The organism is Myxococcus sp. AB036A, assembly GCF_006547355.1.
Lineage (GTDB): Bacteria > Myxococcota > Myxococcia > Myxococcales > Myxococcaceae > Myxococcus > Myxococcus virescens.
Map to the genome: position 1 here is coordinate 1 of NZ_VHLC01000009.1, position 23,674 is coordinate 23,674.

The 23,674-nt window shown below is 70.6% G+C and carries 16 protein-coding genes; 13 read left to right on the forward strand and 3 right to left on the reverse strand.

Annotated features, from left to right (window positions below; all coding sequences use genetic code 11):
* The first annotated feature begins 2 nt into the window (after positions 1–2).
* From FL344_RS05740 to FL344_RS05755, 4 genes are all read left to right on the forward strand, one after another.
* Entirely contained in the window at positions 3–1,781 is a 1,779-nt protein-coding gene (locus FL344_RS05740) for a lamin tail domain-containing protein (protein WP_141617808.1), read from the forward strand.
* Between the two features lie 80 nt (positions 1,782–1,861).
* Positions 1,862–2,254: a thermonuclease family protein gene (locus FL344_RS05745; RefSeq protein ID WP_228564806.1), complete on the forward strand. Its 393-nt coding sequence runs from the start codon at positions 1,862–1,864 to the stop codon at positions 2,252–2,254.
* A 206-nt stretch (positions 2,255–2,460) separates the two neighbouring features.
* Complete coding sequence (locus FL344_RS05750; protein ID WP_141617809.1) at positions 2,461–4,728, forward strand: PAS domain-containing sensor histidine kinase; 2,268 nt, start codon at positions 2,461–2,463, stop codon at positions 4,726–4,728.
* 77 nt (positions 4,729–4,805) lie between these two features.
* A complete protein-coding gene (locus FL344_RS05755) occupies positions 4,806–5,636 on the forward strand; it encodes a hypothetical protein (protein WP_141591644.1) in 831 nt (276 codons plus the stop codon).
* A gap of 30 nt (positions 5,637–5,666) precedes the next feature.
* Here FL344_RS05755 and FL344_RS05760 read toward each other — a convergent pair whose 3' ends face one another.
* The gene (locus FL344_RS05760) at positions 5,667–5,843 is read right to left on the reverse strand and encodes a hypothetical protein (protein WP_228564807.1); all 177 of its coding nucleotides are present in this window, start codon (positions 5,841–5,843) and stop codon (positions 5,667–5,669) included.
* A 298-nt stretch (positions 5,844–6,141) separates the two neighbouring features.
* Between FL344_RS05760 and FL344_RS05765 the strand changes: the two genes are divergently transcribed.
* Positions 6,142–6,549 carry a low molecular weight phosphatase family protein gene (locus FL344_RS05765; RefSeq protein WP_011550706.1) on the forward strand — a complete coding sequence of 136 codons (408 nt, stop codon included), beginning with the start codon at positions 6,142–6,144 and terminating at the stop codon, positions 6,547–6,549.
* Positions 6,550–6,568: 19 nt separating this feature from the next.
* Here FL344_RS05765 and FL344_RS05770 read toward each other — a convergent pair whose 3' ends face one another.
* On the reverse strand, positions 6,569–7,390 hold the full coding sequence (locus tag FL344_RS05770) for a TonB family protein (protein WP_141617810.1): 822 nt from the start codon (positions 7,388–7,390) through the stop codon (positions 6,569–6,571).
* Positions 7,391–7,522: 132 nt separating this feature from the next.
* Positions 7,523–8,137 (reverse strand): DUF938 domain-containing protein, encoded by a 615-nt coding sequence (locus FL344_RS05775; RefSeq protein WP_141591642.1) that lies wholly within the window; start codon positions 8,135–8,137, stop codon positions 7,523–7,525.
* A 507-nt stretch (positions 8,138–8,644) separates the two neighbouring features.
* Here FL344_RS05775 and infC point away from each other — a divergent pair.
* The 8 genes from infC to FL344_RS05815 all read left to right on the forward strand — a co-directional run bounded on the left by infC (position 8,645) and on the right by FL344_RS05815 (position 23,644).
* Positions 8,645–9,385 carry a translation initiation factor IF-3 gene (gene infC, locus FL344_RS05780; protein ID WP_141591641.1) on the forward strand — a complete coding sequence of 247 codons (741 nt, stop codon included), beginning with the start codon at positions 8,645–8,647 and terminating at the stop codon, positions 9,383–9,385.
* Between the two features lie 243 nt (positions 9,386–9,628).
* Entirely contained in the window at positions 9,629–10,525 is an 897-nt protein-coding gene (locus tag FL344_RS05785; protein WP_141617811.1) for a DUF2135 domain-containing protein, read from the forward strand.
* A gap of 29 nt (positions 10,526–10,554) precedes the next feature.
* A complete protein-coding gene (locus tag FL344_RS05790) occupies positions 10,555–11,298 on the forward strand; it encodes a DUF1175 family protein (RefSeq protein ID WP_141617812.1) in 744 nt (247 codons plus the stop codon).
* Positions 11,295–12,863, forward strand: coding sequence for a hypothetical protein (locus FL344_RS05795; RefSeq protein WP_194863003.1), 1,569 nt, complete (start codon positions 11,295–11,297; stop codon positions 12,861–12,863). The genes FL344_RS05790 and FL344_RS05795 overlap by 4 nt, the downstream gene beginning before the upstream one ends.
* Positions 12,860–17,578, forward strand: coding sequence for an MG2 domain-containing protein (locus FL344_RS05800; RefSeq protein ID WP_141617814.1), 4,719 nt, complete (start codon positions 12,860–12,862; stop codon positions 17,576–17,578). Before FL344_RS05795 ends, FL344_RS05800 begins: the two co-directional genes overlap by 4 nt.
* 3 nt (positions 17,579–17,581) lie before the next feature.
* Entirely contained in the window at positions 17,582–19,792 is a 2,211-nt protein-coding gene (locus FL344_RS05805; protein WP_141617815.1) for a SpoIID/LytB domain-containing protein, read from the forward strand.
* A gap of 138 nt (positions 19,793–19,930) precedes the next feature.
* Positions 19,931–21,250, forward strand: a complete 1,320-nt coding sequence (locus FL344_RS05810) for a trypsin-like serine protease (protein ID WP_141617816.1) — start codon at positions 19,931–19,933, stop codon at positions 21,248–21,250.
* Positions 21,251–21,463: 213 nt separating this feature from the next.
* Positions 21,464–23,644 (forward strand): hypothetical protein, encoded by a 2,181-nt coding sequence (locus FL344_RS05815; RefSeq protein ID WP_228564808.1) that lies wholly within the window; start codon positions 21,464–21,466, stop codon positions 23,642–23,644.
* Positions 23,645–23,674: the final 30 nt, after the last annotated feature.

The window sequence follows — 23,674 nt, forward strand, 5'->3', positions numbered from 1 at the left end:
GGTTGCTGGGGTTGGCGGGCGCGTGGGCGTGTGGGGGCACGTCCCTGGACGAAGACGTGGACGCGGCGTGTGCGGGGTTGTTGCCCGGTGATGTCGCCATCACCGAATACCTCAACGACCCGGTGGGGACGGACACGGGTCAGGAGTACGTGGAGCTGCACAACCCCACGCGCGGCCCCGTGGACCTGTATGGGCTGACGCTCTACGCGTCCCGCGCGGATGGCTCGCAGGAGACAGCCTATGCCGTCCTTGAGGAGATGACGGTGGCGGCGGGAGACTACCTGGTGCTGGGCGACGTGCGCGACGGGCCGGTGCCCGCGCACGTGGACCACGCCTATGGCGACGGGCTGGGGGCGTTGGGGAACTCGGGCGGACGGCTGGGCATCCGGTGCGGTGAGCGGGTCCTGGACGAGGTCCCGCTCTCCGCGCCCGCGAAGAGCGGGGCGTCGCGCATCTACGACGGCCGCCTGGTGCCGGACATGGCGGGGAACGACGACCTGTCTCGCTGGTGTGACTCGCCTGACGCCGGTGCCGGCGGGACGTTCCAGGGGAGTCCTGGCGCCGCGAACGCACCTTGTGGCCCCGTGGGTGACGCGGGTGTCCCCGAGGACGCGGGCGTGGTGGTGGCGACGTGCAGGCCCGCGGGCGCCGATGCGGTGAGGCCTGTCCTGCTTCCGGCGCCTGGAGAGCTGGTCATCACTGAGTTCATGGTCAATCCGCGTGGCGACGACACGTTGGGTGAGTGGGTGGAGCTGCGAGCCACGGCCCCCGTGGACCTCAACGGCGTGACGCTGGTCGCTGAGGCGGGTGAGGCGACGGTGAAGGCGGAGGGTTGCCTGTCGCTCTCGGCGGGGGAGTACGCGGTGCTGGCCCGTCGCACGGATGCCACCCTCAACGGAGGGCTTCCTCCGCCCATGGCGACGTTCAACATGGACCTGCGCAACGCGGGCGGCCGGTTGCAGGTGAAGGCCGGGGGCGTGGTGCTCGACGCGGTCGATTACGGTCTGGCGGTGGATGGCGTGGCCACGCAGGTGTCCGCACCGCTCGCGGATGCTGTCCAGAATGACGCGCCCTCCGCATGGTGCGCAGCCACGGCCGCCTATGGCTCGCGCGGCAACATGGGGACGCCCGGTCGTGGGAATCGTGTCTGTGAGGGAGACGGGGGCACGCCGGGCGGCGTTGGCGACGGTGGAACCTCCGATGGCGGCGTGGATGCCGGGACGCTCGAGGACGGATGTATTGACCGGACCACCGGAAGGACGCGTGCGCGCAGGGGGCCCGATGGGGGCTCGCTCGTCCTCACCGAATTCATGGCGGACCCACAGGCGGTAGCGGATGCCACGGGGGAGTGGGTGGAGGTGCTCGCGCTGCGCGACGTGGACCTCAATGGAGTGTCGCTGTCCAACGAGAGCGGAGGCCGCTCGACGTTCGACTCGGCGCTGTGTCTGGCCGTGAAGGCAGGAGGCCGCGCGGTCCTGGCGCGCAGTGAGGATGCGTCCCTCAATGGCGGGCTGCCCGCGGTGCTCGGCACCTTCAACTTCAACCTGGCGAATACAACGGGCAGCCGGAAGCTCGAGCTCTCGCTGAAAGGGCGCGTGCTCGACGCCGTGTCGTGGACCGGCGCGGCCATCCCAGGTGTGTCCTCACAGCTCGACCCCGGGCGCAGTGACCCTCAACGCAATGACTGGCCCGGGAGCTTCTGTCCCGCCCCCGAGTCGGCCCGTTATGGCCGGGGAGACCGAGGCACGCCGGGAGGGGTGAACCGCGCATGCGCGCTTTGATGAAAGGTGCGTTGGCCTGTTTGCTGGCGGCCTGTGGCGGGGGTGAAGCGGAGGTCTCTTGCGGCCCCGCTTCAGGACGGGTGGCGGAGGTCTTGGACGGGGACACGGTCGTCCTGGAGAGCGGCGAGCGTGTTCGCTACCTGCTCGCGGATGCACCGGAGCGCACGGGCGCGGGCGGTGACTGCTTCGGTCCGGAGGCGCATGCCTTCAACCGGGGCCTCGTCGAGGGCAGGCAGGTCACGCTGACCTATGGCGAGGCGTGCGAGGACCGCTTCGGCCGGCTCCTCGCCTACGTGTCCGTGGAGGAACGCGAGGTGAACACGCTGTTGGTGGAGAGAGGCCATGCCTGCGTGCTCCACGTTCCTCCCGCGGGTCGTTCGAGACGCGCGGAGTTCCAGGCACTGGAGGCGCAGGCCCGGCTGGCGAGGCGCGGTGTCTGGGGGGCCTGCGCGCCCGTCCCCTGTCAGCGGTGAGCCACCTGTCGGACGAGGCTCCGCCGTGGCTGTCTCTCCCGCGAGGCATCATCCGAGCCCGACTCGGAGACGGGCAGTCCCGCCGGGGGATGGGATGTATCCCAATGATAACAGCCACGCGCGGCCCGCATGGAGAGGGCGGGCGTTCCTGGTTGGGGGGCTGGTGAGGACATGCCAGGGCAATCATCGACCATGAAGGCGCGCGCATGAGCCCAAGCGTCACGCCGACGCTCTCGCTGCCGGACGTCTTGGATGTCCTGCGGGAGGACATCACCCGGCGCCTGATGGCGGGGGTGGGCGCCGCGCTCGGAGCGCTCGCGCCCCTGGCAATCGCGGAGGCGGGGGCCCTCCACAAGCTCGTGGGGCGGCTCGGGGCGCTGCTCCGAACCCCCTCCATGGCGGCGCGGCTGGCGGAGGCTCGCACCCTGGGCCGTGAGTATGGACGTGAGCGCTACCTGGCCGGCTTCGGCATCAGCTCGCTGGTGCTCGAATATGGCGCGCTGCGCGAGGCCATCCTCGAGAGCCTGGAATGCGTGGGCTGGGTCCCCGAGCTCGCGGGGCTGCGCGCGCTGACCCAGGTGCTCGACGCGGGGCTGGTGGAGGCGGTGGGCCAGTCGTCCCTGGAGGACGAGCGCACCGCGCGGGCGACGGGGGCCTGGCTGCACGGGCTGCTCGACCACGCGCCGACGCTCATCTACGCCAAGGACACGGCGGGCCGGTACCTCTACGTGAACCACGGTTTCGAGAGGGCCTCCGGCAAGCTCCGGCGCGATGTGATGGGGCGCACCGACTTCGACCTGTTCTCCGAGGAGGTCGCCAGCACCTTCACCGGCAATGACCGGCAGGTGCTGGACTCCGGCCAGCAACTCACCATTGATGAGCACGTGCCGCTCCTCGACGGGCTGCACGTCTTCCAGACCCTCAAGTTCCCCCTGCCGGACGCGCAAGGGCGTGTCGTTGGCGTGTGTGGCTTCTCCACCGACTTCACCGAGGCGAAGCGGCTGGAGCGCGAGCGGGACGAGGCCCGCGAGCACCTGCGCCGCATCGTCACCCAGTTGCCCGTCATCCTCTGGGCCACGGACGCGCAGGGCATCATCACCCTCTTCGAGGGCGAGCGGCTGAGCGCGCTGGGGTTGGAGCGAGGCGCCTACGTGGGACGCTCCGCGTTCGACGTGTACCGCGACCGGCCGGACCTCGTGGCCGCCACGCTGCGCGCCCAGGAGGGCCAGTCCTTCACCCTGGAGGTGGAGATGGCGGGCTCCTATTTCATGACGGGCGTCTCCCCCGTCATCGGGCCCGACGGCAGCGTGGTGAGCGTGGCGGGCGTGTCGCTGGACATCAGCGAGCGGCGGCGCGCCGAGGAGGTTCTGCGCCAGTCGGAGATGCGCTACCGGCTGGCCACGCTGGCGACCAGCGACGTCATCTACGACTGGGACCTGGACGCGGGGACCATCGAGTGGAGTGAGCTGGCCGCCGTCCAGTTCCGGCTGGCCTCGCGCGCCCCGCCGCGGGACCTCGCATGGTGGACGGAGCACATCCATCCGGAGGACCGCGAGCGGATTGCCCGGGACATGCAGGCCGTCATCGACCAGGGCGCGAGCCATTGGGCGGACGAGTACCGCTTCCTGCGCGGGGATGGCACCTGGGCCGTGGTCGCCGACCGGGGGCAGGTGGTCCGGGACGCCGAGGGCCACGCGGTGCGCATGGTGGGCGCCATGCAGGACATCACCGAGCGGCGGGCCACGGAGCTGGAGGCGAAGCAGCGCGCGGAGTTCGAGCAGCTCCTCATCGGCATCGTCAGCCATGACCTGCGCAACCCCCTGGCCGCCATCAGCATGTCCGCCACCGCGCTGCTGCGGCGGGAAGGCCTGGATGAGCGGCTGCGCAAGGGCCTGGGCCGCATCCTCTCCAGCGCGGAGCGCGCCACGCGCATGCTGAGGGATTTGCTCGACTTCACGCAGGCCCGGCTGGGCGGTGGCATTCCCATTGAGCCCCAGTGGCTGGACCTGCACGAGCTGACCCGGCAAGTGGTGGAGGAGGTCCGGCTCACCCGCCCGGAGCGGACGCTGAAGCTGGAGTGCCGGGGAGACGGCTACGGGCTGTGGGACGCGGACCGGCTGGCCCAGGTCATCACCAACCTGGTCAACAACGCGCTCAGCTACAGCCCGGAGCACTGCCCGGTGCGCATCCGCACGCATGGGCTGCGCGACGACGTGCTGCTGACCGTCCACAACGCAGGCGGGCCCATTGAGCCGGAGCTCCGGGCCCGCATGTTCGAGCCGATGAAGCGCCCGGAGCGCAAGGGCGCCCGGGGTGGCGGACTGGGGCTGGGCCTCTTCATCGTGAAGCACATCGTGGATGCCCACGGCGGCGTGGTCCGCGTCCACTCCACGGAGCAGGAGGGAACCACGTTCCAGGCCCGCCTGCCCCGCCAGCCCATGTCGCCTGCTCGCCCGGACGTCGACGCTCCGTGACACCGTGACGCTTGCTCCAGGGGGCCCAGCCCGGCTAGCACTGGGTCCGTGGTGACACGTTTTCCCTGGAGGGTTTCATGAAGAAGGTCCTCATCGGACTGGGCATCGGCTGCGGTGTCTTCATCCTGGCGGGCATCGGCTTGATGCTGGCGGGTGGCATCTGGGCCAAGAACAAGTTCGGCGGCAGCATCGAAGCCATGCAGACGATACAGGCCCAGGAGCAGGAGCTGACACAGCTCAACGCCAGCAATTCATTCAAGGCGCCCCCGGAGGGGCAGGTGTTGCCGTTGGACGAGCAGCGGCTGCTGGCCTACCTGACGGTGCGCGAGTCGGCGCTGCCGGCCTTCAAGGCCTTCGAGGCGAAGTCCAAGGAGTTCGAGGCCCAGCACGCGGGCGACGGTGACGAGAAGCCGGGCTTCAACGCGGCCGTGGACGCCGCGGGCCTGTTCATGGGGCTGATGGCGGACGTGCGCAAGGCGTACATCGCCGGCCTCAAGGCGCAGGGGATGTCCCCCGCCGAGTTCCAGAGCATCACCACCACCGTCTACGCCTCCATGGTGGCCGACAGCCTGGACCAGCTTGGCGCCGCGGCGGAGCAGGGCCGGAAGATGATGGTGACGCAGCTGGCCGAGGTCGACAAGCGGCTGGCGGACGGCTCGCTCGCCGACGAGGAGCGCGCGCAGTTGGAGGAGGCCCGGGCGCAGCTCCAGGAGACGCTGGACGCGATTGAGGAGCCCGGCGCGAACGAGGAGCAGCCGCTGTCCGAGGCATCCAAGAAGGCGGCCACCGCCAACGTGGAGCTGCTGAAGAAGCACAAGGAGCGCGTGGAGCTGATGGCCAACGTGGCCTTCGACGGCTTCGTGCTGGGCGGTGCCGGCGCCGACGGTCAGGCCGCGGGCCTGGAGTAGCCGTTCCGCCGTATCAGGGGCGTTCCCGGCTCAGGCCTCCCGTTTCACGGGGGCGCCGGGCCGGGACGCCGCAGCCCCTGTGTCGAGCTTGACGATGAAGGACTTGTCGTAGCCCGCTTGTGTCGCCGGTGGTTGCCTGGCGTTCCCGTGGGAGCCCGTGTTGCCGGACTGCTCGGCCGGGTCCACCGCCAGCAACACCAGCACCACGGCCCAGAAGACAATTCACATCCAGGGCGGCACGCTCCGCATGGCGGAGTCAACCGATGCATGCCTGCCTCCGCGCGGGCGTGCGCACCCGGATTGTGCGCCGCGTTGCAGTTGCAGGCGTTTTTCACATGCGCAATGGATTGCGCCCGCCAAAGGTAGGCGTGTGTGGCCTTCCATCCGCCCGGCCTCTCCCTTTGCGGCCAGCCCTCCGTGAGATATGCAAGCCATTGAACATGCCGAAAGTCACTTCGCGCGGGGAGGGGCGCGTGAACCTGTGAGGAATGGAGTTGGACGTCTGATGAACAAGGTCATCTTCGCCTGTGTACGCAACGCTGGCCGCTCGCTGATGGCGGAGGCGTTCTTCAATGTGATGGTAGACCCCCAGAAGGCGCGCGCCGTCTCCGCGGGGACGCAGCCTGGCGACAAGGTGCATCCCGAAGTGCTCGCGGCCATGCGGGACATCGGCATCGACCTGCACGACGTGAAGCCCCGCCTGCTCACGGACGACCTGACCCAGGACGCGCAATGGCTCATCACCCTGGGATGTGGCGAGGCCTGTCCCCAGGTGCCGGGGCTCCAGCGCGAGGACTGGCCGCTGGAAGACCCCAAGGACAAGTCGGACGTCCTGGTCCACCGCATCCGCGACGAGCTGGCCGCCCGCGTGGCCGGACTGCTGGAGCGCGAAGGGTGGATGCGCGCCGGCTAGTGCCGCTTCGAACGCGTGCTCATTCCAGGTGGTAGTTGAAGGGCAGCTCGACGGTAACCCGGTCGCCGAGCGCCGGCGGTGGCGGTGGAAAGGGCGCGGCATGTCGCACCGCCTCCTGCGCGGCTTCGCACAGGAGGGGGTGGGGGCAGGGGCCCAGCACCCCCAGGGCCACCAACTGGCCCTGCACGCCCACGGAGATGCGCAGCACCAAGGACCCTTCGATGCCCGCCATCCGCGCCTCGTGGGGGTAGGGAACGTCCTCGAAGCGGTCGCGGAACATCTGTTCGAAGTAGCGCCGGGCCATGTCCTCGCGGTTGTCGGGGGCCGTGGCGGGTGGCGGCTCCACGAGCAACCCCGGGAAGCCGGGCCCCAGGGCGCGCTGGGTGATGCCCGCCACGGCGCGGCCCGCCAGGCTGTCACGGTCATGGGCTGGGATGCCGGCGGGGCGCCCGACGGACAGCGGCTCCGCGAGCTCGGAGGCGCGCGGTGCCGCGACGGGGCGCGACGGTGAGGGGGCGCGCGAGGGGCGAGGCCTGCGCGCGGTCCGGGACCGAAGAGGCGCGGGGGCTGGCCCGGTGACGTCCCCCACCGGGGCCGAAGGTGGCAGGGCGGTCAGGCGGAGCACGAGGACTTCTCCCCGGGTGGTTTCGCCGTCGAGCCGTCGCGGCGTGCCGTGCCAGAAAGAGGCCGCGCCGATGAGCGCCGCGGCGTGCAGACCGATGACGGCCAGGACCAGCATCAGCGTGCGTTGACGGCTTCCGGCCTCTGTCTCGTGGCCACGGAAGGCCGAGGCGAACAGAACACCCTCTGGCGGGCGGGCCTTCGCTGGTGCGTCCGGCATGGTGTTCCCCCCTCTCCCGCCCGCGTCTCGCCTCGGGATGGGGGTAGTGGCGCGCGTGTCGGGCGTGAAGGGCTCCAGGGCCGCGGGCGTGTGCGGCGGTCCGCACTCAGCCGGCGCGGTGTCGGGCGGCCTTCAGGGCGGGGACACCGGAGGACGGGGTTTGCGGAAGACCACGGTGAGGTTGTTGCTGGGCATGTCCACCACGCGCTCGCGCTCCAGGCCATGCAGAGCGGCCTCGGCGGTGACGGCCTCCAGCGACCTCACGCCCCACGCCGGGTTCCTGGCGCGGAGGGAGGCGTCGAACTCCAGGTTGCTGGGGGCCGTCTCGCGGCCCTCGACGAAGTAGGGGCCATACAGGACGAGCAGCCCGCCGGGAGGCAGCGCCCGGCCCGCGCCCCGCATCAAGCCCTGGCAGGCCGTCCAGGGGGCGATGTGAATCATGTTCACGTTGAGGATGACGTCCGCGGCCGTCTCCGGCCAGGACTCCGCGCTCGCGTCGAGCCGGCGCGGCGGCAGCAGGTTGGGCGGGCCTTCCTCGGTGCGCCACGCCTCGATGCTCTCCAGCGACTCCGCGTCCACGTCGGTGGGCTGCCAGACGAGGTGGGGGAGCGCTCGGGCGAACCACGCCGCGTGCTGGCCGGTGCCGCTGGCCACCTCCAGTACCCTGCCGGAGGCCGGGAGGACTTCGCGGAGGACAGCGAGCAGGGGCTCGCGATTGCGTTCCGTAGCCGGGGCGTGACGCTTCATCCCCCGGGTTTCGCACATCCGCCGTGTTCCGGGCGAGCGCCGCCCCCCTCCGCCAGTGGACGACCTGCGCGCCGCCCCGGGAAGCGAGTGGGCGGAGCGGGGCGTGGGCCTCCTGCCGTGACTCCGGGTCCGGGCTGGAAGAAACGTTCCGTCCACGCCCGTTTGTTTCCCACCCGGCAATTCCCAGCCCCCCGGGTCGAGCAGGGGTGTCACCCTCAGGTGGTCCCTGGGGGGTACATTGGGGGCATGGTTCCACGGCAGGTGGGCGGGTCGGGCGTTATCTCTGGCGTTACCGTCTCCCAAAGAGGAAAGTTCACCCAGGGCTCCCCTTCCTGCCGGGCGAGCGGGCACTGGGATGTACTCCTGCGCCCGCGGGTTACACTGCCAGGCGTGGTTCCCAAGCAGGGCGGGGCGCTTCACATATGTGTACGGTCCCTTGTTGTCGCGGACCTGCCTGCCACACCTTTGGGGGGGCAGGCCTGAAACCCAATTCGGAGGAGAGTCACCATCATTCGCGAACAGAGAAGCAGCCGCGGCGGGAGCCGCGACCAGAGAACCAATCGTCGCATCCGTGCCCGTGAGGTCCGCGTCGTCGGGTCTGACGGTAGCCAGCTCGGGGTCATGCCTCTCGAGGCGGCCCTGGACCGTGCCCGGACCGAGGGGCTGGACCTCGTTGAAATCAGCCCCATGGCCAGTCCTCCGGTCTGCAAGATCATGGACTACGGCAAGTTCAAGTACGAGGAGAAGAAGAAGGCCTCGGAAGCGAAGCGTGCCCAGGTCACGGTCCTGCTCAAGGAAGTGAAGCTCCGTCCGAAGACGGAAGAGCACGACTACGAGTTCAAGGTCCGAAATACCCGCCGGTTCATCGAGGACGGGAACAAGGCGAAGGTCGTCATCCAGTTCCGTGGGCGTGAAATCACGCACAAGGAGCAGGGCACGGCCATCCTCGACGACGTGGCCAAGGACCTGAAGGACGTGGCCGTCGTGGAGCAGATGCCCCGGATGGAAGGGCGTCTGATGTTCATGATCCTCGCGCCCACGCCGAAGGTGGCGCAGAAGGCCCGCGAGCTGGTTCGTCAGGCCGCCACCGCCGCCAAGCGGACGCCTCCTCCGGGAGCCCCGGGTGCGGGCAAGCCGGCGGGCGCCAGCAGTGGCGCTGGGGAGAAGGCGGAGGAAGCGGACGAGGAGAAGAAGGAAGCGCAGGCCGCGCCGGCAGCAGCCGAGGCGCAGCTCCCGACGGCGTCCTGAGGGATTGCCGCCACGCGGTGGGTCTGGGTTCCCACCGCGTGCGGCGCCTCGCGAAAGCGGGGAAAGTGTGGCCGCCGCCACACGGGCAGGCAGCCAGGCGTGGCTCGCCGCCCACAGGTTCGGCACAACTTGCCAGGGAAGGGCCGCCCGAGAGGCTGGCAGGCGACTTGAAAAGGAGGGTACTGCTGCCGCAGTCTGTCCGCCCGCGAACGCTCGCGGACCTCCTTTCATCAAGGACGCGTGATGCTGCCTGTCCTCCTCGCCGTGCTGCTGGCGCAGACGCCCGCATCCAATCCCCGTCAACAGGGCGTGCCCATTGGCAAGGGCAAGACGCTCCCTGTCGTCACCCTGTCCGCGCCGTCGGGTGGATGGACGGTGGACCGGATGATGCTCATCGAGGGCACCGTCAGCGACACCACCATTGACCCGGTGGTGGTGTCCATCAACGGCGACCGCTACCTGATGCGCACGTACCGCGGGCGCTTCAGCCGCAAGTTCCCCGCCGCCAGCGGCAAGAACGTCGTCACGGTGATGGCCACCAACCAGGCCGGCACCGCGCGCACGCAGGCCACCAGCTACGCGCAGATTCCGCCGGTGCCCTTCAAGGTGGTGCTCACCAGCGACACCGACGGCGTCTACACCGACCTGCACCTGTACGAGCCCACCGACGCCAGCACCAAGGACGGCACCCTGGACGTGCGGAAGATGGCGCACGTGTACTGGGCCGACACCGCGAGCCCCTCCGGTGGCACCTTCTTCCTCAACTCGCAGGGCGGTGACTTCGACCAGCCCGCGTATGGCCCGTACCTCTACATCCACCGCTCGCCGCCCAAGGGCGTGTACCTGGTGGCCACCAACTACTGGCCCAGCGGCGACAAGGCCCACACCGTGGCCACGCTGAACCTGTCGCTCTTCGAAGGCACGCCGAACGAGATTCGCCGCATGGTGCGCATCCCCCTGGCCACGCCGGGCACCACCCGCGTGCTGGCCTGGGTGAACATGCTCGGGGATGGGCAGGCCGAGGTGTTCGTGCCCTCGCAGGATCCGCGTCCGAAGCACGCCGCGTGGCCGAAGAACCTGGATGAGGCCCTCAAGGCGCTCCAGTCCAATGGGGATGGCGGCGGCGAAGGCGAGTACTGACGTCTCCGTCGTCCGGGGTCTCCACGTCCATGCGCCGCGTCCTTCCCGTGCTCCTGCTGCTCCATGCGCCCGCGCCTCTGGCGAGCGGAACGGTCGGGGTGCGGCCGCTCGTGTCGGCGTCCGAATCGGCTCTTGCGCCGTCGCGCGCGGCCGCTCCGCCCGCGGCGGCTGGGGCATCGCCGCATGCGCCGGCTGCGTCGGCGTCGGAGGCGAAGTCGCACGACGCGGAGGCACCCACGACGCCCGAGACGCGCGACGTGCTGCTCCGACGGGTGGTGGCGCGCGTGGCGCTGGCCCAGGTCCGCAAGCAGGACGCCGCGTGGCATCCGGACCAGCGTGACTGCGCGGGCCTCATCCGCTTCGCCTTCCGTTCCGCGTACAAGCAGGTCGCCGCGGAGCGCCTGTCCACGCCGCTGTGGCGTGACGGCCGGGGCCGCCCGTCCGACTTCGCGGACGCGGAGGTGCTGCTCCAGCAGAGCTTCCAGTTCCTGGGCCGTGACGACGCCACCCGCGAGTCGCTGCGCACCGGCGACGTGCTCGCCTTTCGCCAGGAGCAGGACGCGGGCCCCATCTTCCATCTGATGCTGGTGGTGCGCCCGGAGGACCGGGCCCATGCGCCCGCGCGCGTCGTCTACCACCCGGGGGAGAAGGGCGCCGCGGTGCGCACCGGCGTCCTCCACCACCTGGTCACCGAGGCGCCGCTGGAGTGGCGCCCGGTGCCGCAGAACGCTTCCTTCCTCGGCTTCTTCCGTTTCAAGGAGTGGATGTCATGACATCTCCCAAGAGTGGCCCGCCCAAGGCGCTGCTCATCGGCGTGGTGACCGTCCTCGTGGGCGGCGCCGTGGCCGGAGCCTTCTTCCTGGGCCGGCGCAGCGGGCAGTCCGGCGACGGCGGTGGCACGGTCACGAACCTGCTCGGTGGCGAGCGCAAGGGCCCGCCCAGCGCGGGCGCCGGCGTGGAAGGCATGCCCGAGCCCGCGATGACGGCGCTGGAGGTGCCCGGCACGGCCGCGCCTTCCGCGCTCTGGGTGGACGTGCACCACCCGGGCAAGGTGCGGGATGCGCTGGCAGCCAACGCGTGGCTGCGCGACCAGCTCCAGAAGCCGCTGGGCCAGGGCTTCGTCGGTGCGTGGGCCGCCTTCTTCGGCTCCACCGGCGAGGACCTCCGGGCGGGCTTCAAGGGCGCGGTGCTGGACCTCTTCGCGGGGCAGTTGCTGGACGCGCCCTTCCGCGTGACGTGGTTCGCCGGTGACGCGCGCTCCAGCACGCCGGCCTTCATCCTTCCCAATCCGGGCCGCGCCGCGACGTCCGCGTACGAGGCGCTGGACGGCGTGGCCAGCCGCGGTGGCATGACGGCGCCGCACTGCCCGGGTGGCGGCTCGGAAGGCACCTTCGAGATGAAGCGCTGGCTGGTGGCGGAGCAGACGCTGTGGGCGGGCCGGCTCAAAGACAGGCTGGTGCTCGCGCGCCACCCGGTGGCGGTGCTCCACGGCCTGTGCGCGGAGCTGCCGGCGCTGAAGGCGAAGGACGGCGTGGACGTGGAGCTGGGCTACGACCCGGAGGCCTATGGCCGTGAGGTGCAGCTCTTGTCGAGCGTGGTGGGGTTGGCCCCGGGCACGCGGCTCCAGTTCGGCGTGGAGGCGGGACGGCTGGTGGGCCGGGGCATCGCGGGCGAGCTGCTGGACGGCCCCGCGCGCCTGGACGCCGCGCCCCTGTCCGACGACCTGCTGAAGCTGGTGCCGGAGGACACGCCGGTGCTGCTGGCCTTCCAGCTCAAGCTGCCGGAGTCGTTGGACCCCGCGACGCTCAAGGCATACTGGGAGAAGGGCGGCGGCAAGGGCCCCACGCGCACGCGTCAGGTGGCGCTGGTGTGGACGCCGCGCGGTGATGCGAAGCTGCCCGTGGAGCTGGCCGTGCTGTGGGGCCGCACCGACGACGCGGCCGCGCTGGAGGGCCTGTTCTCCGGTGGCTACAACCGGCTGGTGCGCGGCACCCACTGCAACCATGTGGTGCTGGCGTCCAACGACGCGGAGCTGGAGCGCCTGCGCAAGGCGTGCGCGGGTCAGCAGCCCAACATGCTCAACGCCGCGGGCCCGGTGGTGGCGGGGCTGCGCGCGCCCACCTCGGTGGCCTTCGGGGTGAACACGGGCCGGCTGCTCAGCGGGCTCACCATGGATGGTTACCTGTCCGAGTTCCGGGTCAGCCGCAACGCGCCCATGCCGAGCGCGGCGCCCCCGGAAATCGAAGCGGCGCGGAGCGACCTGGAGTCGCTGCCGTACCTGGGCCTGCGCGGCACCGTGCAGGGCGATTCGCTGGTTCCTGGAGGTTTCGGGTCATGAAGTGCCTCATCCGACTGGCGGCTCTGTCCGCGCTCATGCTGTCCGGCGTGGCCCTGGCCAAGCCGCTCTACATCACCGTCCCGCGCTCCTATGGCACCCAGGAGCCGGTGGCGGTGGACGTCGCCTTCGAGGACAAGGGCCCCGTCGAGCTGCGCGTCCTCAAGCCGGAGAACCTGGACGCCTTCATCCGCGCACAGGGAGATTTGCGTCGCGCGTACCAGACGCCGCCCACGCTGAAGAACCCGGGCCGCGCGCTCAGCCGCGGCTTCAACGCGGTCCGCACGCCGGGCATGTTCCTGCTCGACGCGCTGAGCCCCGCCTTCCGCGACGAGGTGGGAGAGGTGCTGCCCCGTGCGCCGCAAGCGTCGGGCTCGGGCGAGCCGCTGGCGAAGGTGGCCGAGGGACCGGAGCGCCTGGTGGGCGTGCCGCCCGGCTTCACGGTGACGCGCAGCCAGTGGCTGAACCTGGACCTGGGCGGCGCCGAGCGGGACTTCAACGTCCCCGGCTTCAACGCCAGTGGCCCCAGCGGCTTCCAGGAGCGCCGCGTCACGCTGGCGCCGCTGCCCGCGGGCACCTACGTGCTCCAGTTGGTGCAGGGCCGCGTGGAGGGACAGGTGGTGCTGGTCGTCAGTGACTTGACGGTGCAGCTCAAGCAGACGGATGGCCAGGTGCTGGTGCGCGTGGCGGGCCGGGACCAGAAGCCGCGCGAGGGCGCCGAGGTGCAGGTGTACCTGCCCAAGGGCAAGGGCCCGGTGGGGAAGACGAACGCGAAGGGCGAGGTGACGCTGGAGGTGTCGGAGCCGCGCGTCATCGCCACGGCGACGGCGGGTGGGGACACGGCCATCGTCGACACGGACTTCTACTCCGCGCTGGCGGTGGCGCCAGACGTGTTCATCTACAGCGACCGGCCCATCTACAAGCCGGGCCACGAGGTGAAGTTCCGCGGCGTGGTGCGGCAGCCGGACACCTTCCTGGCGCGCCTCTTCACGCCGAAGAAGCGCCAGGTGCAGGTGAAGCTCGTCTCGCAGGAGGGCCGCGCGCTCACCACGCGCGCCTCGGTGGACGAGTTCGGCGCCTTCCACGGCACGCTGAAGGTGCCGGAGGACCTGGGCACCGGCGTGCTGCGCGTGGAGGCGGAGGTGGACGGGCACCCGCACCAGGGCGAGGCCCGCGTGCAGGACTACGTGAAGCCGACGTTCTACCTGGAGATGGAGCCCGCGTCGGAGACCGTGGTGCCCGGCCAGACGCTGCGCGCGAAGGTGCGCGCCCGCCGCTATGCCGGTGGTACGCCCGACGCCACGAAGTACGAGGTGTTCCTCTACCGCAGCCTGCTGGACGCGCCCGCCTGGGTGGATGACGCGGGCAAGGGCGGCCAGGGCAGCGACGTGACGTACGGCAGCGCCTCCACCACGGAGGGCAAGCTGAGCGTGCCGGAGCGGCTGTACTCCTCCGTGGAGGCGCGCGGCGCGTATGAGGACCCGTGGTCCAGCGCCAGCGCCTTCGACGCCAACGGCGAGGCTGAAATCGAGGTGGCCGTGCCGGCGCTGGCCGCGGGCGAGGAGCGGCTGCCGTACCGGTACTCGCTCACCGTGCGCGCGCGTGATGACCAGGAGACCTTCGCCAACGCCACGTCCGCCTTCTTCCTGTCGAAGGTGGAGGTGCTGGGCCTGGCGCGCTACTCCGACGCGGTGGTGGCCAAGAGCGGCGACGCGACGCTGGCGATTCGCGCCACCACGCTGTCGGGCAAGCCCTACGGCGTGACGCAGGGCGAGGTGGAGTTCGTGCTGCGCAAGGCGGATGGCGCGGAGAAGAGCCTGGGCAAGCGCTCCTTCTCCACGGCGGCGGATGGCACGCACCGTGAGAAGGTCCCCACCTCGGACGTGGGCACCGTGCTGGCGCGCGTGGTGGTGAAGGACAGGAACGGGGAGACGTGGCAGGGCGAGGAGTCGCTGCTCGTCATCGGCGGCGCGGACGAGCCGGTGGCGCGTGTGCCCAACCTGACGCTGGCCTCGCTGTCCGGGACGCTGGCGCCGGGCGACACCGCGAAGCTGGTGGCGCTGATGCCGGAAAGCTGGGGCTCGGGCGGCCGTGACGCGGGCCCGGTGTGGGTGACGCTGTCGGGCGCGTCGCTCTACGACACGCAGGTGGTGGAGCTGACGGGCCGCACGCTGGTGCACAGCTTCAACGTGGAGAAGCGCTTCGGCAGCGCGGTGTACGCGTCCGTCGCGTACCCCACGGCCACGGGCCGCTGGGAGGAGCGCACGGTGGCCTTCCGGGTGATTCCGCGCGAGCGCACCCTCACGGTGGAGCTGCAGCCCCGCCGCGCCGAGGCCACGCCGCTCACCGAGCAGAGCATCGACGTGCGCGTGGTGGACCACGAGGGCCGCGGCGTGGTGGCGCAGCTCTCCGTGGGCGTGGTGGACAAGGCCGTCTACGCCATCCAGAGCGAGTTCCGGCCCAAGGTGCTGGACTTCTTCTACCCGCCGGCGCGCAACAACGTGTCCAACTTCTTCTCGTCGGAGTTCCAGGGCTACGGCTACGGCGAGGCGCTGGCGCGGAAGATGGCGGGGCTGCCGGACCACGCCTTCGCCTCCATCAAGCCGCCCAGCCGCCAGACGAAGGACCTGGATCGCGACACCGCGCACTGGGACCCGGCGGTGGTGACGGACCGGGATGGCCGCGCCACGGTGCGCTTCACGCTGCCCTCCAACCAGACGCTGTGGGTGGTGACGGCGGTGGCGGCGGACACCTCCGGCCGCTTCGGCGAGGGCACCTCCGAGTTCGCCACGCGCGGCGGCCTCAACCTCTACGCCGCGCTGCCGCAGTTCCTCCGTGAAGGCGACGAGGCGGTCGCCTCGGTGCGCCTGTCGGCGGGGGAGAAGTCGCCGGCCAGCCAGTTGCTGGACGTGAAGCTGGCGTCGCTGGGCGCGCTGAAGGCGGACCAGTTCGAGCACAAGGTGGAGCTGGCGAAGGGCGGTGAGCAGGTGGTGCCGCTGACGCTGAAGGCCGCGTCCACGGGCGCCGCGCAGCTCACCGTGAACGTGGCGGGCGGCAAGGACTCGCTGAAGGACCTCAAGCGCTTCGACGTGGGCCCGGCGGCGGTGGAGGATGAGGTGAAGGTGAGCGCCTGGGGCGGCGGCGCGCTGGAGGTGCCCGCGCCTCAGGAAGCGACGCTGACGCGCGTGGAGCTGGTGCTCCAGCCGTCCATCGTCGACGCGGCGCTGTCCAACGTGCGCGAGCTGCTCACGTACCCCTACGGCTGCCTGGAGCAGTTGGTGTCCACCACCGTGCCCAACGTGGCGGTGTACCAGGTGCTGCAGAAGGCGGGCGCGCTGGCGAAGCTGGACACGGACACGCAGGCGCTGCTGGCGGAGGCGCGCAGCCGCTCCGTGCAGGGCACCGCGCGCATCCTCGACATGTCGGTGAAGGGGGGCGGCTTCACCTGGTTCGGTGGCTATGAGACGCCGAGCCTGCCGCAGACGCTCATCGCGCTGGATGGTCTGGCCTACGCGGCCGAGGCGGGGCTGGTGGACCGCGCCGACCCGCGCCTGGTGGAGAGCGCCCGCTGGCTGGAGGCGCAGGAGGGCCTGCCGCCCGAGTACGACGCCACGCGCGCCTACGTGCTGGCGCGGCTGGAGGGCTCCAAGCAGGCCGCGCGCGTGCGGGCGCTGGTGCAGGGCGCGGAGGGCGGGGACCTGTACCCGCTGGCCCTGGCGGTGCTGGCCGCGGAGAAGGCCGACGTCATCAAGGAGCCCGCGCTCCAGACTCAAATCAACGCGCTGGTCGCGCGCAGCGCGCAGGGCTACGCCACGCTGGCCGCCCTCACGCCGGGCCAGTCGCTGGAGCAGTCGGAGGCCTTCTTCCGCTTCCCGCTGCGGCGCGTGGGCATGACGGCCATCGCCGCGCATGCGGCCTCGTTCGGCACGTTGGACATCACCCGCGCGCGCCGCCGCATCCTGGAGCTGCTGTCCGAGCCTGACCTGTCCACCTTCGACCGGAGCACCACGCTGCTGCACTCGCTGTGGCTGCTGGAGCGCGACGCGAAGGCGATGCAGGGCATGAAGGCGCCGGAGGTGAAGGGCGTGAAGACGCCGGTGAAGTTCGCCCCGCGCGGCCTGGGCCTGGTGGCGGTGCTGGCGCCGGGCACGCGCACCGTGGACGTGGGCGGCTTCGACGGCGTGGCCACGCTGCGCGCCACCACGCGCACGCCGCTGTCCGCCGTGCAGCCGAAGGCGGAGGGCATGTCCATCCAGCGCGCCTACTACGTGCTGCGCGAGGGCGGGAAGGTGCGGCTGGGTGCGGGCGACACCGTGTCCCAGGGCGAGGAGGTTTACGTGGAGCTGACGGTGGACGCGCGCGGCGACAACCGCGTGCGCTCGGCGTACTACGTGGTGGAGGACGCGGTGCCCGCGGGCTTCGTGCCGCTCCAGGAGGACAAGGCCTTCCGTGGGCCACCGCACTCGCTGCCGCTGGTGCCCGAGGCGCTCAAGCGCCGCGTGCTCAACCCGGAGCGGGCGACGTTCTTCTTCGAGGAGCCGGCGTGGTGGAGCGACAGCCCGCGCACCGTGGGCTACGTGCTGCGCGCGCAGTTCGCCGGCACCTTCTCCGCGCCGCCCGCGCACATCGAGGACATGTACGCCGCCAGCATCCACGGGCGGACGGCCGCGGACTCGCTGAAGGTGGTGCCCTCCAAGAAGCACCTGGGCGACCTGTAGTCCATGGGGTTGGCCGTCACGGTGGCCGTGCTGCTAGCGGCCACCCCCACCTTCGTCACTCGCGGCGACGTGACACCCGAGGCCGGGCTGCGCCGCGAGGCCGAGGCTGCATGGACGGCGCTGGAGGCGCGCTACGTCCAGGAGGCCGGAGGCGCGCCGGCGAAGCCCCCGGCGTCCATCGTCCTCCAGAAGGGCGCGGCGCTGACGCCCCAGCGCAACGGCCAGGGGCGCCCGGGGCTGGTGGAGCTTCGGCAGAACACGCCGGGCGTGCTGGATGAGCGGCTGCGGCTGGCGCTCCGGCACGAGCTGGCGCATCAGTTCCTGTGGTGGGCGTGTCCCCAGTCCAGCGAGGACCGCCTCTTCCACGAAGCCTTCTCCGTGGCGGTGAGTGGCGAGCTGCCCTCGTGGAAGGAGGGGCCCTATCTGTCGTTGTCCCGCGCGGCGTCGGTGCTGGCCGGGGCGCCGGAGGTGGACACGCCCAGGGCCCGCCGCGCGCTGGCGCGGCTGCTGAACGAGTCCCCGGGCTTTCCGCCGGCGCTGTCGCGCAGGCTTCGGCAGTGCCAGGACGGCGCGCGGTGGGCGTCGCCGCTGTCCATCGACGAGCTGGCGGGCGTGGGCGTGCGCGAGGCCCGGCCCGCGATGGTGGTGGTGAGCCGCCATTCGGGAGAGGTGTTGCTGTCGGAGGGGGACGTGCGGCGCGCGCTGCCGTACGGCTCGGTGCTCAAGCCCTTCCTGTACGCGGCGGGCGCGGAGCACCCGACGCTGCCACCGCGCCCGGGCGTACCAGAGTGGGTCTGCGGCGCGGGGTTGCCGGCGAAGGTGGACGCGCGCACCGCGCTGCTGCGTTCGTGCAACGGCTACTACCTGGACTGGGAGGCGCGGGGTTCGGCGCCCCGGGCCTTCGGCGCGTGGGGGCCGGTGCTGGCATCGGTGGGACTGACGGGCCTGCCGGAGGACATGGCGGAGGCGACGGGGCTTCGCTCCACGCTGGCCGTGTCGCCCTGGGGCGTGGCGCAGGCGTACCGGCTGCTGGCGGAGGCTCGGCCGGATGTGGTGGCGCTGCTGGCGGACAATGCCGCGCGCGGCACGCTGGCGGAGTTGCCCGCGTCGAAGTCACTGGTGGGCGTGGCGACCAAGACGGGCACCGTGCGCGACGCGGCGAGCCGTCCCCAGTTCGGTTGGATTGCCGCCGTGGACCCGGACCTGGTGGCGGTGGTGGTGCGGCCCGGCGCCATGCCCCGCCAGTTCGCGGACGAAGTGCCCAAGGCGCTGGCGCGCGCGCGCAAGCAGGCGGGCCTGGAGGCCGCGCGCGTGCAGGTGCTGGGGCTGCTTCCACCGGGGGACGTCGAGGCGCGGTGCTCCGGCGCGGGTTTCGCGCTGGTGGAGGGTGTGCCGCGCGCGGGCGCGGAGACCTGGGCACCCCTGGCATCCCTCACCCAGCGTGGCGCGGCCGTGTGTCTGGGCGCGCCCTGGCGCGTGCGCTTTCCCGGTGGCCCCGGCGAGGGCCGTGACTACGCGGGCGTCTTCATCACCTCCGAGCCGCCGCCGTACCGGCCGCCGCCGGGCGTTCCCACCACCCCCAGCGCCATGAAGGCGCGGCGCGGCTCCGACTTCGTCTTCCGCACCACGCGCCTGCAATACGCGGCGGGCGTGGTGTCCGCCGAGGACGTGACGCTGACGGGCGAGGCTCGCGTGGCGTTGGCGCGGGTGGTGGCCCACAACGAGCAACATGGCCACAGCCGTCACCCGGGGCGCCCCGTCTGTGACACCACACACTGTCAGGCCTTCCGCGGCACCGTGCGCGTGCGGTCCGAGGACGCGAAGGCCCTGGGACTGGCGCCGCTGAAGTGGCGCAAGTGGCTGACCTTCTCCCAGGGCGGAGAGGAGCCCTGGCGGCAGGCGCGGCCCCGTGCGGAGGTGGAGCGCCTGTTGGGGCGCGGGCTGGTGTCGCTGCACTTCAAGGCGGGGCGGGTGCACTACCTGCGCGCGGAGACGGATGGCGACGCGACGTTCGACACCGCGCGCTCGGTGCCGTGTGACTTGCTGCGCTCCGGTTTGAAGCTGCCGTCGTGCCCTCGCACCGCGTCATTCAATGGCGAATCACTGATGTTCGAGGGCCGTGGCCGGGGCCATGGCGAGGGCTTGGATGTCGAAGCCGCCAAGGCGGCGGGTTCGGCCAGCGACGTGATACTCGATGACGCATACGGACAGTGAAGATAGACAAGAAAATTTTGATGCGTCTATCTGGTTAAACAGTTTAAAACTGAATTGCATGAAATTGTGTCAGGGCCGGGCGTAGAGTGGCGTTGCCCGTCCTTCCCGGCGGGCCCTCATCGTTAGGAGTGGTCGCCCATGCGCATCACCCGTACCGCCTCTCGCAGAAAGCTGTTCGGCGCGCTGCTGTGTACCCTCTCTGTCGCGGCCTGCGGCCCGGCGCCCGAAGGAGAGCCCTCCGGTGAGAAGTCCCCCGAGACGGGTTCGCAGGAGCATCCCGTCGTCTATGGCCCCGACAACCGCACGGACGTCTATGCCTATCCGGCGTCCGTGCTGCGGACCCGGGCCGAGAAGTCCACCGTGGCGCTGATGAATCCGTCGGACTTCAACGCCTCCAATCCCAACAACGTCACCTTCAATGGCAGCACGCTGCAGAGCGCCTACAACCTCTGCTCCACGCAGCGCTTCCTGAATGACCCGACGTCGGCCTTCTGCTCGGGGACGCTCATCGATGATGACCTGGTGCTCACCGCGGGGCACTGCATCACCAGCGCGTCCGCCTGCGCCAACACGCGCTTCGTCTTCAACTTCTATCGCACGTCGGCGACGACACTGCAGACGGTGACCACGGCCGACATCTTCTCCTGCCAGTCCATCGTCGCGCGGCAGCAGGGCACGGTGGGCGGCCGCAACCTGGACTTCGCCGTCGTCCGGCTGGACCGTCCCGCCACGCCGCGCTTCGAGCCGGCGCCCATCCGTCCGGGCAACACCGCCCTGCCGCTGAACACGGGCGTGTCCGTGATTGGTTCCGGCAGCGGCATCCCGTTCAAGATTGACGACGGCGGCTGGGTGCGAGACGCCCGCGCCGGCACGCTGGACTACTTCGTCGCCAACACCGACACCTTCGGTGGCAACTCGGGCTCGGGCGTGTACGAGAACAACAACGTCACCGTGGCCGGCATCCTGGTCCGGGGCGTGACGGACTACGTCAGCCAGGGCGGCTGCAACGTCGTGAATCAGTGCACCGACACGGGCTGCGGTGGCGAGTCCATCACCTACGTGCGTCCCGCCATCGACGCGTACTGCGCCGTCGCGGGCAGCATGCGCCTGTGCGGCACCACCGAGCCGCCCCCGCCCCCGCCGGTCAAGACCTTCACCTTCAACGCGACCAACACCAACAGCGCGCAGCAGAACACCACCAACGTCAGCGTGACGCTGGCGGCTGGCCAGACGCTGTCCTTCGGCACCTGCACGCTGCCGCAGGCCACGGGCACGGGCGACACCTACCTGCGCCTGTACAACACGGCGACGAACACCCAGGTGGCGGCCAACGACGACTCCTGCAGCCTGCTGTCCTACGTGTCCTTCACCGCGCCCGCGGCGGGCACGTACCAGATGCGCGTTGGCTGCTACTCCAGCGGGAGCTGCAGCGGCACGGTGGCCTACTCCATCCAGTAGCACCGCTTTGACGTGAGGGCGCGGGTGGCCCTGCCGCCACCCGCGCCCGTAGCTTCGCAGACAACACCTCGCCTCCCCTTGTTGCTCGCGTGTCCTCGCGTTCCCCGTGGCCTCCCTCTGGAGCGCGGGTGGAGCGCCTCCGGCACGCGCCGTGCTCTGGGCCTCCGCCGGGCCGAGCCCGGAGCCGGTCCCTCAACAAGGACGACGCGTTACATGAATCAGCGGAAACACACGAAACAGCTACGCCGCCAGTTGCGTTGGGCGGGCTTGTCCGCGACGGTGCTGGCCGCGCCCGCGAGCTTCGCGCAGGACTGTCCCAAGCCCACGTTGCAGCAGTGCGTGGACGCCGACTACCGCGCCAGCAGCTGCGGCAGCGTCCACGACGCGTACTGCCAGGGGGTCGTGGAGTCGGAGTGGAAGGCCGGTTGGGAGGCTGCTCCCAAGCGCGTGGCGTTGCTGCCCGAGGAGCTGGGGGGCGGGGTGGACACGGTGGCCTACGCGCCCCACGTCCCGAAGTACACGCGCTTCCAGGGCATGGACCAGAGCATCATGGGGCAGGTGCTCAAGGGGCAGATTCTCTACCGCAAGGGCCTGGAGAACCTGACGAAGGAGGAGCAGGCCTACCTGTCTCGGATTCAGAGCTGGGAGAAGGACGGCACTCAGGTGACGTCCTGCCAGGAGTTCGTTGACGAGAAGTACCTCGACTTCAGCCGCTTCGAGCGGCAGGCGGGCCGGTACGGCGATGACTACCGCGCCTTCTTCAACGGTGCCTTCGGCAAGGAAGGCATCGCGCATCGCGTGCTCTACAGCCGGGACCAGGAGAAGCTGGCGCCCATCTGGGACGGGCAGCGCGCGGCGAAGAACGCGTACTTCCACTTCACGCCCGGCCGCTATCCGAAGGGCACCGACGGCTACGTCTTCAAGTCCGAGGCGGCGAAGCTGGCCAACAACCTGGAGGCGCGCAGCTGGGTCGCTCCGTCGGACGATTGGCACCAGAAGCAGGCCGAGCAGTTCAGCCACATCGCGGATGACGTGCTCAACCACTATCAGGTGGAGCAGGAGTCGTTCACCGCGCTGCTGCGTCAGCGCGACGCCGTCTACGCGGAGTGGGCGCAGGCCTCGAAGGTCCTCCGCTCGCGCGACCACCAGACGGCGGAGCTGGACAAGCTGACCGCGGAGCGGCTGTACGGGTTGGACCAGGCCATCGAGGAGTCGCTGGTCAAGGCGCAGAAGGACGGCTGCCTCGACACCCAGGGCCCCACGGTGTGTGACTGGAGCCCCCGCCGCTACAAGACGATGCTGGAGGCCGCCATGGCCCCGCGCCGCGAGGCCGACCTGCAGGCGTGCCTCTTCCTGACCGGCAACGACTTCGGTCCGGAGAGCTTCGTGCGCAACGCGGACAAGCTCGAGGTGAAGGGCCTGGACCGGAAGGACTACACGCTCTCCTCGTCGTTGCTGGCGCAGTACATCGCCATCTACGGCGCCCACATCCACGGGCTGAACGTGCCGACGAACCCGTCCACGGGCGCGGTGCGGCACGGGGGAGAGGCCAGCGACAGCGGCTACGCGGGCGGCGACACCTTCGGTGGTGGCTACGACTACGTGGCCGGCTGGGAGTACGTCCAGCCGGGCTCGGGCCTGCGCAACAAGTCCCTGGGCGCCTGGTGTGACAGCGACGTGCGGCTCTACGGCGAGTTCAACGCCTATGCGAACGTGTTCGGTCCCACCCGGCACGAGATGGTGCACGTGAGCGGCGAGGCGGGCACGGAAGGCAATGGCATCCGCCTCAAGCTGGATGCGCGCGTGCTGGGCACCTCCCTCTACAGCCACGACAAGCACTACCCGCTGCGCTTCACCTTCTATGAGGGCAAGCCTGTCTTCGACAGTGACGCCGCGAAGGCCTCCACGACCTTCGTCGTCGTGTTCGTCCCCGTCACCGTGCAGGGCGGCCTGTCCGCGGAGACGGGCGTGAAGATGAACATTGGTGGCGCCGTCACGCGCAACTGCTCCGAAGACCTGCTGGGCGTGGACCTGTACGGGACCATCACCCCGTTCGCCTCGGTCAAGGGCTTCGCGTCCGTGGGCATCGGGGTTCCGGGCCTCCAGGTGGGCGTGAGGGGCGAGCTGGTCATCGCCCGCGTCAACGTGCCGCTCTATGGCGACATCGGCCTCTACCTGAGCTCGCCCTCGCACCCGACGAATCCGAACACGCTGTTCCTGCGGGCGTCGTCGAAGCTCGACATCGAGCTGCGCTTCCTGGACGGCAGCATCAAGCTCTTCGGTGAGCTGCTCTTCCTGAAGGGCGAGACGACCATCGTGAGCTGGAGCGGCTTCGGCAACACCTGGAACATCTACAACGAGTCCAAGTCGCTGCCGCTGGTCCGCGTCTACTAGTCCGTCGCACCCCCTGGCTCGTGCCTGTCG

Excerpts from the sequence above, each read along its gene's own strand:
- FL344_RS05750 (WP_141617809.1), top strand. The coding sequence starts at position 2,461 with ATGAGCCCAAGCGTCACGCCGACGCTCTCGCTGCCGGACGTCTTGGAT.
- FL344_RS05755 (WP_141591644.1), top strand. The coding sequence starts at position 4,806 with ATGAAGAAGGTCCTCATCGGACTGGGCATCGGCTGCGGTGTCTTCATC.
- FL344_RS05765 (WP_011550706.1), top strand. The coding sequence starts at position 6,142 with ATGAACAAGGTCATCTTCGCCTGTGTACGCAACGCTGGCCGCTCGCTG.
- FL344_RS05770 (WP_141617810.1), bottom strand. The coding sequence starts at position 7,390 with ATGCCGGACGCACCAGCGAAGGCCCGCCCGCCAGAGGGTGTTCTGTTC.
- FL344_RS05775 (WP_141591642.1), bottom strand. The coding sequence starts at position 8,137 with ATGAAGCGTCACGCCCCGGCTACGGAACGCAATCGCGAGCCCCTGCTC.
- FL344_RS05785 (WP_141617811.1), top strand. The coding sequence starts at position 9,629 with ATGCTGCCTGTCCTCCTCGCCGTGCTGCTGGCGCAGACGCCCGCATCC.
- FL344_RS05790 (WP_141617812.1), top strand. The coding sequence starts at position 10,555 with ATGCGCCGCGTCCTTCCCGTGCTCCTGCTGCTCCATGCGCCCGCGCCT.
- FL344_RS05795 (WP_194863003.1), top strand. The coding sequence starts at position 11,295 with ATGACATCTCCCAAGAGTGGCCCGCCCAAGGCGCTGCTCATCGGCGTG.
- FL344_RS05800 (WP_141617814.1), top strand. The coding sequence starts at position 12,860 with ATGAAGTGCCTCATCCGACTGGCGGCTCTGTCCGCGCTCATGCTGTCC.
- FL344_RS05805 (WP_141617815.1), top strand. The coding sequence starts at position 17,582 with ATGGGGTTGGCCGTCACGGTGGCCGTGCTGCTAGCGGCCACCCCCACC.
- FL344_RS05810 (WP_141617816.1), top strand. The coding sequence starts at position 19,931 with ATGCGCATCACCCGTACCGCCTCTCGCAGAAAGCTGTTCGGCGCGCTG.
- FL344_RS05815 (WP_228564808.1), top strand. The coding sequence starts at position 21,464 with ATGAATCAGCGGAAACACACGAAACAGCTACGCCGCCAGTTGCGTTGG.